Origin of the sequence: Chryseobacterium fluminis (assembly GCF_026314945.1) — a bacterium.
GTDB classification, from domain to species: domain Bacteria; phylum Bacteroidota; class Bacteroidia; order Flavobacteriales; family Weeksellaceae; genus Chryseobacterium; species Chryseobacterium fluminis.
Genome location: NZ_CP111121.1, coordinates 3,900,009 through 3,913,856, shown reverse-complemented (window position 1 = coordinate 3,913,856; position 13,848 = coordinate 3,900,009). Strand labels below are relative to the sequence as shown.

9 protein-coding genes are annotated in these 13,848 nt (G+C 30.9%); 4 read left to right on the top strand and 5 right to left on the bottom strand.

Annotated elements, in window-relative coordinates:
- Window positions 1–10: 10 nt before the first annotated feature.
- Complete coding sequence (locus ODZ84_RS17925; RefSeq protein ID WP_266173746.1) at window positions 11–3,064, top strand: DNA polymerase III subunit alpha; 3,054 nt, start codon at window positions 11–13, stop codon at window positions 3,062–3,064.
- Between the two features lie 60 nt (window positions 3,065–3,124).
- Here the strand turns inward: ODZ84_RS17925 and ODZ84_RS17920 are convergent, their stop codons facing one another.
- From ODZ84_RS17920 to ODZ84_RS17905, 4 genes are all read right to left on the bottom strand, one after another.
- Window positions 3,125–3,382, bottom strand: coding sequence for a hypothetical protein (locus tag ODZ84_RS17920; RefSeq protein ID WP_266173745.1), 258 nt, complete (start codon window positions 3,380–3,382; stop codon window positions 3,125–3,127).
- A 16-nt stretch (window positions 3,383–3,398) separates the two neighbouring features.
- A complete protein-coding gene (locus tag ODZ84_RS17915) occupies window positions 3,399–4,151 on the bottom strand; it encodes a hypothetical protein (RefSeq protein ID WP_266173744.1) in 753 nt (250 codons plus the stop codon).
- A gap of 19 nt (window positions 4,152–4,170) precedes the next feature.
- Window positions 4,171–4,632, bottom strand: coding sequence for a hypothetical protein (locus tag ODZ84_RS17910; RefSeq protein WP_266173743.1), 462 nt, complete (start codon window positions 4,630–4,632; stop codon window positions 4,171–4,173).
- A gap of 627 nt (window positions 4,633–5,259) precedes the next feature.
- Entirely contained in the window at window positions 5,260–5,874 is a 615-nt protein-coding gene (locus tag ODZ84_RS17905) for a recombinase family protein (RefSeq protein WP_266173741.1), read from the bottom strand.
- Window positions 5,875–6,931: 1,057 nt separating this feature from the next.
- Here ODZ84_RS17905 and ODZ84_RS17900 point away from each other — a divergent pair.
- Window positions 6,932–8,071 (top strand): hypothetical protein, encoded by a 1,140-nt coding sequence (locus ODZ84_RS17900; protein WP_266173740.1) that lies wholly within the window; start codon window positions 6,932–6,934, stop codon window positions 8,069–8,071.
- 136 nt (window positions 8,072–8,207) lie between these two features.
- Here ODZ84_RS17900 and ODZ84_RS17895 read toward each other — a convergent pair whose 3' ends face one another.
- The gene (locus ODZ84_RS17895; RefSeq protein WP_266173739.1) at window positions 8,208–10,616 is read right to left on the bottom strand and encodes a hypothetical protein; all 2,409 of its coding nucleotides are present in this window, start codon (window positions 10,614–10,616) and stop codon (window positions 8,208–8,210) included.
- Between the two features lie 164 nt (window positions 10,617–10,780).
- On the opposite strand from ODZ84_RS17895, the gene ODZ84_RS17890 reads away from it, so the two are divergent.
- Window positions 10,781–11,920, top strand: coding sequence for a hypothetical protein (locus ODZ84_RS17890; RefSeq protein ID WP_266173738.1), 1,140 nt, complete (start codon window positions 10,781–10,783; stop codon window positions 11,918–11,920).
- A gap of 105 nt (window positions 11,921–12,025) precedes the next feature.
- Entirely contained in the window at window positions 12,026–13,750 is a 1,725-nt protein-coding gene (locus ODZ84_RS17885; protein WP_266173737.1) for a DNA methyltransferase, read from the top strand.
- Window positions 13,751–13,848: the final 98 nt, after the last annotated feature.

The window sequence follows — 13,848 nt, the reverse complement described above, 5'->3', positions numbered from 1 at the left end:
TCTTTCAAATATGTTTTTGAATTGTCATTCTTATCACAGCCTCCGTTATGGTACCTTATCAATTGAAAAATTGGTAAAGCAGGCGAATGAATTAGAGGTTAAACAATTGGTCTTGACCGATATCAATACAGTTACTGGAATTTATGATTTCAAGAAAGAATGTGAAGCAGTAGGAATTAAACCTATTGTTGGTATGGAAGTAAGAAAAGATGGTAAACTTTTTTATATAACAATCTCAAAAGAGTTTTCAGGAATAGGTGAAGTGAATAAAGTGGTCACAGAGTACAACTGTGAAAATAAAGAACTGTCAGAGGTTGCACCGGAATTTAAAAATGTTTTTGTGATATATCCTATGAGTAATATTCCGTCTAAATTGAAGGAAAATGAATTTATAGGTGTACGGATCGATGAACTAAATTTTTTAATCAGACCTGAATATAAAAAACATATTTCTAAAATGGTGGTTCTTCATTCTGTTACTTTCAAAACTGATGACGAATATGAATTACATAAAATTCTACGAGCAATTGATAATAATACATTACTTTCAAAATTAACAAAGAAAGAATTTTGCAGGCAATCTGAATATTTTATTTCTGAAGAAAAACTTTTAAAAATCTTTGAAAGATATCCTGAGATTATAAGCAATACAAAAAACATTATTGATGAATGTCGTTTTGAGTTTAATTTTAAACAAGTTAAAAATAAAAAGTTTTATACCAAATCCAAAGAAGATGATCTGAAACTTCTCACCCGATTAGCATATTCAGGTTTAGAAAAGAGATATGGATTGAATCATGAGATCGCAAAAAAAAGAATTGAGAAGGAATTAAAAGTAATAGATGAGCTTAATTTCTGTTCCTACTTTCTTATTACATGGGATATTATTTTTTACAGCAATAGTATGGGATTTATGCATGTGGGTAGAGGAAGTGGTGCAAATTCTATTGTGAGTTACTGCTTGGGAATTACAGATATTTGTCCATTGGAATTGGATCTATATTTTGAAAGATTTCTAAATCTTAACCGAAAAACACCACCCGATTTTGATATTGATTGGTCTTGGCAGAACAGGGATATAATATTAGAATATATTTTTGATCGCTACGGAAGAGATCATGTTGCGTTTTGTGGGACTAATGTTGAATTTAAATACAAATCAATTTTCAGAGAGGTTGGAAAAGTATTTGGTTTGCCTAAGGAAGAGTTGGATAATCTAGCAGCAAAACCGATAGAAACTCATGACCGAAATTCTGTGGTGCAAATGGTTCAGAAATACGGGAGACTATTAGAAAAGTATCCTAATCAACGGAGTATGCATTCATGTGGGATCTTGATCTCAGAAGAACCAATTACAAATTACACAGCACTTGAAATGCCTCCAAAAGGATTTCCGATTGTTCAGTTCGATATGAATGTGGCAGAAGATATAGGACTTGAAAAATTTGACATTCTTTCCCAAAGAGGATTAGGAACTATTAATGATACGGTTAATCTCATTAAAAAGACAAGAGGATTCACAGTTGATATTCGGGATACAGCACTATCCAAAGATGAAGGAAAATGCAATGAATACTTATCAGTAGGAAGAACGATCGGATGTTTTTATATTGAATCTCCGGCAATGCGTGGATTACTAAGAAGATTAAAATGTGACAATTACAGAACACTTGTTGCTGCTTCATCTATTATCAGACCGGGAGTTGCCCAAAGCGGAATGATGAAAGAATACATTTTCAGACATAATAATCCCGATAAATTTGAATATTTCCATTCTGTATTTGAAGAAAATTTGAAAGAGACTTACGGGATTATGGTTTACCAAGAGGATGTAATTAAGATCGCACAGTATTTCGGGGGATTGTCATTAGCCGATGGTGATATCCTGAGACGAGCAATGAGTGGAAAAGGAAGATCATTAAAAAAACTTCAACAGGTGAAAGATAATTTTTTTAATTCCTGTAAAAGAAAAGGACACTCGGAACAATTAACTGCCGAAGCTTTTAGACAAATCGAATCTTTTGCAGGATATTCTTTCTGTAAGGCACATTCAGCATCTTATGCCGTAGAAAGTTATCAAAGTCTTTATTTAAAAGTATATTACCCTTTAGAATTTATGGTTTCAGTCATTAATAATCAAGGCGGTTTTTACCGAACCGAAGTTTATATTCATGAGGCAAAAATATCAGGAGGAAATGTTCAGGTTCCATGTGTCAATTTAAGTGACTTTCAAACAACATTAAAAGGAACAGATGTTTATTTAGGATTGATGCTATTAGAAGGATTGGAAACAAAAGTAGCACATGATATTGTAAAGGAACGTGAAACTAACGGAGATTATAAATCATTAGAAGACTTTATCAGACGGATTAATATTGGGATTGAAACAATACAGATTCTAATTTTTATTGGAGCATTCCGGTTTACTGCTAAACCAAAAAATGAATTGCTTGTTGAAGCAAGATTACTACTAACAAATTTTAAACCTGAGAATAGAGGTTTGATGTTAATTGAAGAACCTGTTCAGGAATTTAAACTTCCACAACTGAAAAGAGAGAGTTTCGAGGATGCATTTGATGAAATTGAGTTAATTGGATTTCCTGTTTCATGTACTCCGTTTGATTTGCTGAAAACTAAATATAGAGGATTTGTATTCGTAAAAGACTTACTGAAATTTCATAAAAAACAAGTAAAGATGTTAGCATATCTTATTTCTCGAAAACATGTTCCCACTAAAAAAGGAACGATGTATTTTGGAACTTGGATTGATGTCAACGGTGATTATTTTGACACCGCGCATTTTCCAAACAGTTTAAAAGAATATGATTTTCAGGGAGGTGGTTGTTATTTATTACTCGGAACGGTTGAAGTTGATTTTCACTTTCCAACCATTACTATTCATAAAATGGCAAAGATGCCGATGATCCCGGATCCCCGTTATTCTTACGATAAAGAAAAACAATATGATATTCACCGTCAAATTAAAGAGGATGTAAGTATGACTTTTAGGAAACCATATCCTCAGGAACATGAAATTGGACTGCCAAGAAATAAATTTGGATAAAAAAATAAAACCTGAAATAATTTTCAGGTTTTGATTTGTATTATTATTAAGGAATATATCTTAGGAAGTTTCAGAACGGTAAACTTTAATACATATAAACAGATGGAATATAAAAAGTCCCATTAGCGCAAAACAGATGATTCTACCGGAATCTAATATAGAAGTCATTGAGAAAATTTCGTATTTTATTTCTTTGTGGTTTAAATTTAAATATTCTATAAGTTTATCGCCGTATTCGACATAATTATCAATAATTTCGAAACACAATACAATTCCTAAAATACTTATTAAAATTCCAATAAGTGATAGTGTTTTCATAAGTATGATTTTAATTTTAATATCCTCTATTATTTTTAAATTCTTTTTCACATTTTAAGGAACAGAATTCTTTCTTTTCGGTAATACATTGAAACTTTATACCTTTTTGATAGTCTTTTATATAATTATAAATTTCCGATGTATTCCATCCACTTTCCATGAATGTCATTCTAAAACCCAAAACTTCGCCCATAGCCAAATAGGTAGGTTTAAGTAATTTTTCTTGAGAAAAAACATTTCCGCACCATTTACATTTTCCATCTTCATGTCCACAAACTTCAAAAGAGGTAACTTCACTCAGGTTTTTTATGTTGTTAATATCTTTTACTAAATATTCAAACGTTTGGAGATACTCCGGATCTTTCTCTAATCGTAAAAGTTCTTCATGAGTTGGAATGTATGATGTCTCATCACTGGGAGTGAAATTGGTTGAAAAATTATTTTCGAAATCATTACTTTTCTCAACTTCATTTTCTACAGATAAATCTTCATCGTGATGTACGCTTCCAAAATTGGAGAATCGAAAGTTTTGAACACCTTTTCGATCTTCATTATCATAGATTGTAAGAATAGAGAAAGATATGATTAGATAAAAAAAGATATTTGAAAATATCGTAACCTTATTCTCATCATCTTCAGATTTTCCAATAGAAAAAAATAAAAGTGATAAAATCTTTAAGACAACTATTATACCTATAAAAGGTAGTAGAAAAGATGTTTTAAAAAGGATATCAAAATTGAATTCTTTTAAATAATTTATGTAACTCATGGTTTAGTTATTTTTTTAATTATTTCTTATAATAATTCAATCTCTTTTCTTTTGTACCATCACCATTTTGATCATAGTAGTCATAATCTTGAAGAATTAATTCCTTGGAATCACTATGTTTAATGTAATAACGTTCTCCATCAATATCTAAAATATTTGTTGTTGCGTTATAAGAATAAGGATATGTTTCTATACTCCCTATTTGTTGACATTGTTGAGTGGAAGAATTTAAAACATAATTTGTCAATAGGTATTTACTGTTTGTTGTAAACTCATGTATTGCTTCTATTTCACATTTAGCATGATTGTAAGAACTTAGGGGAGTGTCGGTTTTACCGTTGAGAATTACCGTTTTGTAGCGGTGCCATTTACCGACAAATTGTTGTGATTGATTTTTGTTTTCTTCTGTGGTTTCAGAATCATTGTTTGAACATGAACCTAATAAGATTACAGTTAATAGAGATAAATAAACTTTTTTCATTGTTAAAAGTTTTTATTTCTTTTTAGCCCCAAAAAAAGAATTAATATTAAATAAGAAAGCGTGAGGGCAACTAACTTATTTTATCGGATAGGTTCTGGTAAACCGCTGGAGTCAAATAAGTAGCACCCCCACGCCATATAGATATATGACATGAGAGTGACTAACAAATTCCCTCCATGTTAAATTTACCAGATTTATCCGAGGATGTCGTTAGACAAGCTTTCTGTTTTCGAAATGTCGTGAAAAGGATTAAATATTCCTTTTAAGGCAAATATAATTAGTCTATCATTAAGGTGAAAATTTATTTACGTAAATATTGTGGCAGAATCTACAAAACTCAAAATTAATTAGTTGAAAGTGTACTTTATATTAAGTTATTAAGACTTTATGTATACTTATCAGTACATTTAAGGTACATTTTTGCCGTAAATTATAAGAGATTTAAATTTAAACCGGAGAATCAGAAATCTTCATTTGATGACGTGTAATGGTGATTATGTCGAATGTATTACAAAAACCAATATTATTTTGCACTCAAAAATACCGTACCTATTAACAAGCAAGTGCTAGTTTTTTTTAAAAATTCAAAATTTAAGGGTAAATCCAATGGATTACGCTTAGTTACATTTACATCATATCAAGTTTGACAGCAACTTTTTTTACCTTTTGTACTGTTTTGGTTGACATTTCAAGGAGTTTTCCAATCTCTCTTAATGTTCTTCCTTTTTTTAAATATTCCAATGCCTTTTTATTTTTTGGTTTATTAATAAAGGTTGCATCACTTTCATTGCTTCCATTGGGTCTCCCGAAGATCACGTTCCCTTTTTGACGGGCGACCATTCGACCTACTTCACAACGTTGACGTTGTGTCTCAAGTTCGTTTTGGTACAGCGAGCTTAGTATAGTACTGACCATTGTCCATATAGGATTTTTCTGTCCATTGGGACGTGATTGTAGTCCCATGTTTCTTACCACCACATTAATCCCTTTCTGATCGAAGAACTCAAGGGTCTCTAAAATATTTCTTGTATTTCGCCCCAGACGGCTAATCTCCTCCACCACTAATTCTTTTATTTCATTTTTTTCAGTCAAGTTAATTAGCTCCCGACCCTTTTCTCGATCTCTAAAATTTACTGTACCTGAAACTTTGTCTAATAATACCAAATCATATTTATCCGTATCTGCTTCAAAACGATTTCCTGTCTGACCTAAAGTAGAAACTCTATTATATTTAACTCTCATTTTGTGGTAATTTAAAATCTGAATTAAATTTACAGCGAAATCGCCGTTCTGCCTACGCTTTTAGCACTATTTAGCGTTTAAAATAGATTTAGTTTTTGTTTTAAATTTTATTACCGCAGAAATATGCAAAATAATAATCACATGCTGTTGATCAGGAATGGAGTTTGGTTTTTATAGTTGGAGAGCAAAATAAAATTAAGCTCTCAAGGTCCCTCGGTGACTGCAGTAAACTGAAGAGCAAAATAATCTTTAGCGCAAATCCTGTAGAAGTCTCTAGCTGTAATTGCGCATGTAACCGCTGTATCTCCGGATAGAAAATTTATTTTTACTCGTTTGGGCAATATTTCTTTTTTCAGGATATATCAAATTTACTATAGCCCCCGGGAGCCCGGGGTATCAAATCCCCCCTTGCCCCTGTGGGTGTATAGAACCTTGAAAAACCAAGCTCGAATGTGTATACGTAGTCTTAGGTTTATTACTTTGAGATTTTTTTAAAACCCATTTTTAAAAATAAAATTTTTCGTTTTTTTTGTTCAGAAAACTGACTTTGCAAGATTTAAATTTAAACCGGAAAAAATTTTGCTTAAAAAAATAGACCCCAAAATAAAAATAAAATTTTTCCATTTTTTTGTCTAAAAATTGGACTTTTGATAATTACGTTATTTTTTTAATCTCGAATTTTCCTCTTGAAAATCATACGATATTTACAGATAACTTTTCAATAGTTTACTTATAGGATATACTATTGTACACTATATTATGTATGATAAATTACCGATAAAATATAATCATATTTTTTGAAAAAGTTCTGGTGATAATTGTATTTGAGTTCTGTAAGAAAATTTCCTAAAAATTATTCCAATAACTAATGTTGATATGTTAGCAAATAATTGTTCATTATTAGTAATGAACACTTTATGGTAAACGCCACAAATAGTTGAATCTAAACAATGACTTGTAAATGATTTTTAATCATTTGATAATTTAATAAGTTATTATTTTATTTTTCATAAATATCACTTAAATTTACATAACTATAACCATAAAATTTAATTACATGAAAACAAGAGTGATCTTATTTGCACTATTATTCTGTGTTACATCACCAATATTTGCACAGAACAAAGCAGTTTTGACTGTCAAAAATTATATTACGACTGATATTACTATATTTATTGAGTCGTACGATGACAAGGGGAAACTAAAAGTTAATGAATCTAAAATGGTAGCTAAAGCAACTACTACCACAACTAATTCTGACCCACTCATCAAAAGTGTTACACCCAGTGAACTGGCAATAACTACATTAGCTTACAAGGGAGGTAATATCAAAATTAAATATAGTCCATCAGAATCAAATGTAAAGTATAATTTGGATCCCATTGCAATACCAAATTCAAAAAATGATGTAAACCAAATAATTTCTTTAAGCGGATTACAATTATATAATGGGACTGAGAACAAGGAACGACTCTTATCAATCGGAACAAATCTTAAGTTTGATTCTAAGACTGAACTAATAAGATTAATTGATGTCGAAAAACAATTAGGAGGGCTTGTTATTGGTAGTATGGAAAATGGTAAGCTAGTAATTCGTGATATAATTCCGTTAAAAAGTCTTTCTATTATTTATTCACAACCATCTGTTTTGAAAGAAAGTTCTGTAACTGACAAAAGTACCGTGTCTAGTTTGAAAGTTTCAATACCTATCTATGGGAGTGTTGAAGCTTTAATGTCAAATTCCGATTTACATCATGTAAAATGGGATATTTCGTACTATCCAGTAATGAGCAATACGAGTTTTTCTGAACTTATAAACGATTTAGATAATAATGGAAAAAAAGCATTAGTCAACAAACTTAAACTTCAAAAAAGTTCAGATAAAATCTACCTTTTGAGAAATTTTGATGTGATAGAAAGTGGAATATTTTCGGTTACGTCAGGTGTAAAAATAAATACAGAAGGAAACGCTGCCATAGCATCTGTATTCACAGCAAATGCAGCATATGCTTTTCGATCAGAAGATTCAAAGTATATTTCGATACCAAACAAAGCGTATAATTTAAAATACGAAGAGTGGCTATCAATCAATGATTTGGTAAATGTAATTAATCCCCCTACAACTTCTCAACCAATTCTACCTTCTGAGAATTCAAGCAATCTTAAGAGCCTTTTACCAATTTTTTCCAATAAATAATTAATAAATCGAATTAACCTATTAAAATAGGTCAAAAAAAAATCACCTACTATTCCAGGTAGGTGATTTATGATTAACTACATGAAAGTTGCAAATTTAAACTTACATTTTGTATCTTAAATTGGACTTTTAATGATTACGCAGATTTCTTTTTGATGATAAATTCGTCAGATATTGATAATGGAAGTCCGGAATAAACCTCTGCTATACATTCATTTCTTAAAGTTCTTGCCCTTCCAACTGCCTGTATTAAATCTGATTCTATTAAGGGAATTTGAATGTTCCTTAATTCTTCATTATCAAATGTATTGAACATAAATTTGAACCCATTGTATTCAATTTTTTGATACCGGAACGGTGAGTTGAAGTAATCGAATTTTACTCCCATTAATTTGGCAAGAAGAAAATATTCAATATTGTTTCGGTGTGGTGTTCCAACAACGGTCAAGTCTTTACCACTAAGATAATCGTATCCGGAACAGTTCCCAAAATGGATATCTTGTGTTGGATTATTAAATAATTCTTTGAGTCTTTGAAATGTAATGACTGTTTTATCACCAACTTCGTCACTTATGCTCTTCCCATATCTTTCCAGACCACTTCTTGAACATGAACGTCCGGTATATTGGACTACCTTTCCAACCTGTTCCACATTTCTTATGTTAATAGATTCAAATTCAATATTTGGATAAAGTTTTTTATAAAAATCAATTGGAATGGTCGCTGAAAGGATAATATTCTTTGTGTTTTCCGATAATTCCTTTTTCATAATATAATGAATAGAATCTTCATGTCTGATAAAGAATTTACTGTTGAGGAAATCAAACACATTGGTTTCCAATATTCTTTTATCATCAATAAATTTAAATAAATCATCCTCATCTATATTAAATAATGGGGTTTCATAAATTCCCTCTTTAAGACCTAAAAGGTGGTCTGTTACCGATTTTAAAGGTGTATAGAGATACTGCACTCCAACTATATCTTTGACTGAAGTTGTTTTTATTTCAATTAATGTATTTAGAGGATCTTCATCAAAAATTACGGTATTGTGCAAAAGAGAATCAGAATTGATTATTCTTTTGTGTGTTGATAAAACGGTTATGTCTGGATTATCACACAGGTCAAGTTGATGACAGTAATCTATTGCCAACTGTACATCTTCCTTGTTGGATGAATATTTTCCTTCTGCAATATTTCGTATGATTTTCATTGATTTTTTCGGTAATCCGATCTGATAAAAATATTCAATTTTTTTATTAAGAAAGGGGTCATTAAATTGAATCGAATCCGGTGAATAAGTATACGAAACATTCATTCTTTCCATTATTTCATTTTTCAAATGATTGGTCGGTAAGGCAACAATACATTTTTCCACATTTTCAAGCAACCGGGTTTTACCAATAGCGGTTGGCAGTGAGAAAATATAGGTTATACCGGTTTCATCATTTGAAATAACCTCATTGAATTTTGAAATCATTTTTTCCTCCGCCTCTTTGAGACTTATATTCTGTACCGGTGTTATGACCTCGATATGTCCCCGGATATTGCGAACTTTGGTTATAATATCATGAATCTCCTGATCTTCCTGATGGGATGAAAACCTATGAACTGGAATCGGATTATATTCTTTAAGTTTTACATAAGGTAATATGGCAAAGTTATTTTTGGAATATTCCGTTTCACCAGATTTGTTAAATTTATTCATGATTGATTTCATTTTCTTTAATCCCCCTCTCATATACATTAGATTGGTCGCCAATCCAAATAATTCCTGATGATGTAACCATTCTCCGGTATTGAAATCATTTAAGATTTTTATTTTTTCACACGCCTGATTCCAATCAATTACTTGTTCCCCTGCCATAGAAGTACAATTTAATTTATTATGTGATGCTAAAAAATGTACATTCTTATTATTAGTATATAAGGATTTACAAAAATTAGCATCAATTGAACTAGTATCAATAGTACTTCTGGTAAGATTATTATCTCTGGCAATTGTATTGATATCTATAAATTGAATAAAATATTCTAGAGAAAGAGGAATTTTATTTTTTATATGAACATTGGTTCCACCATAGAAAATTCGGGAAGGATTTTTACAGCTGGGATCCGTGGAGAATAACTTTTCCAAAGTTCTCATTATTTTTGTGTACATCTTTATACATTTAATCGGACTATCAAAAAAGAGAACAACTCTGAATTTATGTAGTTGTTCGGAACTACTGAAAGTATCATAATGCAAATTTGGAATAATATCAAATTCTCTAAATTTTAAATACACATCTTCCAAAGTGATTTCTCCTTTATCAAAATCCATCCCAATGATTGAAGATTCAATCCAGTTATTATCACTTATTAATCCTGAAAATGTACCACCACACCAACTGTGTGCCTCCGGCTTTAAAATTAATTTCGAAAAGTCTTCTATTGTTGATTTTATCGGAATCATTGAATTATATATGGTTTTAAACTGACCATCCTCCAATTTTTTGTTGAATATTCTTTTACTTACAGAATATTTAAATATTTTTTCTTCCATTATTGTATTGTTTAGGGAAGTTTATGATTTCGGAAAAACCGACCTCAATAAAAATATAACCGCAAAAAATCGAAAAACCAAAAAAGAGAATAAACTTTAGCATTTTTTAGCGTTTCTTGTTTATTTTCCAAACAGTCGCTACATTTAGGGTTTAAATTTTCAGAATGAATATTATTGTTACTGCACTTCCTCAATATCCACAGGAGGAATTGGATGAAGTTGTAAGACTACTCAATACTGTTCCCGGAACGGTAAAATTTGTTAAAGGTGAAACAATACCCGCCGAAATACTCCAACTACAGATTAAGAATTATTCTCTTCAAAAACGGTTATCCTTTGTACAGTATTGGGAAATCCTGAATATGTACAGGATTATTAATAAAATCCCACCTGAGAATTATGCTGTATTAATATCACCAAATAAACATGATGAGAGCTGGTTCAGTGGTTTTAACGGTCATAATATCTTTGTGGATTCCAACGATTGGCAGTATTTTTCGGATAAAGATTCAAAGTATGGAATTGCCTTTCAAATTGTAGAGAATATTATTCAGTCTTTAATGAAATTAAATATTGATGATATTTTTTCTGAACCCAATATTCACATGGAATCTATTGGATGTATAAATGACTTTTGTGGAAATAAAAAAGAAATTATGTTTAAACTTCGTCAGGGATATATCTGCGATTCATGTGTTCAGAGAATTTTGAGTGAAAACATTGATATTGTCATAATAACTCATCTAAAGGCACTTATAGATTCTATCCGGAATTCAATGGTTGATAATTTTAGTTTGATTCTAAACCAAATTCCAAAAGAACCGATACGTGTGGATGAAAAGGGAATACTTACCATAGGAAAACATGAAATTCGTTTGGGACACCAACCTAAATCATTGTACTATCTTTTTCTGAATCATACGGATGGTATTTTAACAAATAGTTTGGATGAATATGAAGTGGATTTGTTTGAAATTTATTTTACAGTTAGACATCCAACTACGAAAACATTAAAGAATATTGAAAAAAATAAAATTAGGGAAGATAATTTGAAACTAAAGAAGAAGGAGATTCTTGAAGCCGTAAAAAAATTACTTGAAAATGATTCTGGCTATAAAAGATTTTTAAAAGAAAAAAACTCCATCAATAAAGAAATTAATAATACTCTCGGCGTGAAACTAGCTGAGTTTTACATGATCAATACATTTACTGAAAACCCTGATAAATACTATAAAATCAACATTGAAAAAGACATCATTTCTATGGACGAAAGATACGTTTTGAATAAGAGCAAAACAACATAATTGTCATTTTTGTAACGTTACGAAATCCGGTTTGTAATGTAATTTGTCTTCACATTTTTTCGTAATCTATAGTCCTTTGCATCATAATATTTAAATAATAATATCATGCAAAAACAAACATTATCAGCAGGAGTGGTTTTACCACTATTTAACAGAGTAACAAAATTGCAATTATCTCAACTCGAAATTCCTGAAGAATGGGATGAAATTTTTGAGAGAAAAGAAAAGAAACAATTTATTGAAAATCTTAAAAAACAGATCGTAAAGTCGGGTTATTGTAATCCCATAGTTGTTTTTAAATTTGAAGATAAATATGTTATCGTCGACGGTGTCTTACGATTCTTAGCGGTAAAGGATTTAAATTTAAACGAGGTCGATTGCATTATCCTTGAAAATTATCCTAACTCCAAAGATGAAGTGAAGGATTGGATTATTGAATTTAACTTAAAGTCTGTTCCAAGTCTGGAAGAACGCAAAAGACTTCTTTCTCATTACTTAAGAGTTGTTGATACCGAATCAGAACTTGATGAAAGTACTTATAATGAAAAGTACAAGTTTATATCTGAACAATACGGGAGAGGCTGGGGAAGAAACAATGTTATTACTTTTAAAAAATCTTTGGTTTTCGAAAAAGAGAATCCTGAAAACAGCCTAAATCTTTCCAATAAACTTTTGGAAAACGAAGTATCTTTTGATCGTGTAAAAGGTGTCTTGGATATTTTGAATGATAAAAAAAACAATTATGATTTGGAGAAAGAAAAAGAAGCCAAGGTCATTGAGGGATTTTTAAGTAAAAAATATGATTTAAGAAAAACAGAATCTCTTGTTCGTCAATACAATCATAAGAAAGAAACTGGAACTACTAACATTGATATTGCTACAAACATAATATCTGATAGATACATTATTTTACCGGGGAATTCTCTTGATGTGAAATTTCCCGAAGGAACGTTGATAAATGGTATTTTAACATCAATACCGTATTATAATCAGATTGAATATTCTGAAAAAGATTCCAAGAACAGCGAGTTCGAAATCGGAAGAGAAAAGAAACCGGAATTTTTTGTAAGAAACATTGTTGACGTTATGAAAATCGGTGCGGATAACATGACCGAAGATGGTGTCATCATTATTAATCTTCATGACTCATATCAGGACGGTATTTGTGTGGGTGTAGTTCCTTTACTAATCCTTGAGATGAAAAAAGAAGGTTTTTTCTTCATAGACCAGGTAATCTGGCAGAAATCAAATAATAAACCACAGGGGAACAAAACCAAAAGATTTACCAATGGTTATGAATCTGTACTGATATTTTCCAAATCTAAGGATTACTATTATAATCAGTTGAAGATCTATGATCCAAGCAAATCGGCTACCGTCAAAAGAGGATGTTCAGAACAGGGTAACAAAGATGCAAACCTAAAAACTTCATATCATATTTCCAACCAATATAAGACAATGAGAAATTTTCTCTGTGACAATGATATTGAACAGATTTTGAAATTGAATATCTCAAAGGAAAGATCACAGCAGAGTGGTTTACAAACTGGTTTTTTTGGTTCTTTTCCCACCTTGCTTCCTTTACCTTTCATTTTATCCTTCATACCTGAGGAAGGAAGAGTTTGGGATCCATTTGCCGGTACGGGGTCCGTTGGTCGCGCCGGATTGATGTTAAACCGTAAAGTTATTATGACTGAACTTTATGACAAGAATATTCCAAAAATCAAAGAGGTTCTTGAAAAAGGAATTTCCGAGTATGATGAGAATGAATATCATACTTTAAAAAATGACTTTGTCTCTTCCGATGATCAAATTGATCTTGCGGCATAGAAGTTTCTATAAAAACTTTATGGTAACATCTACCTCTCCTCTAATTTAATCTAAAATTTTATCGAATTTTTTAATTCACAGCTTCTGTGAACAGGATG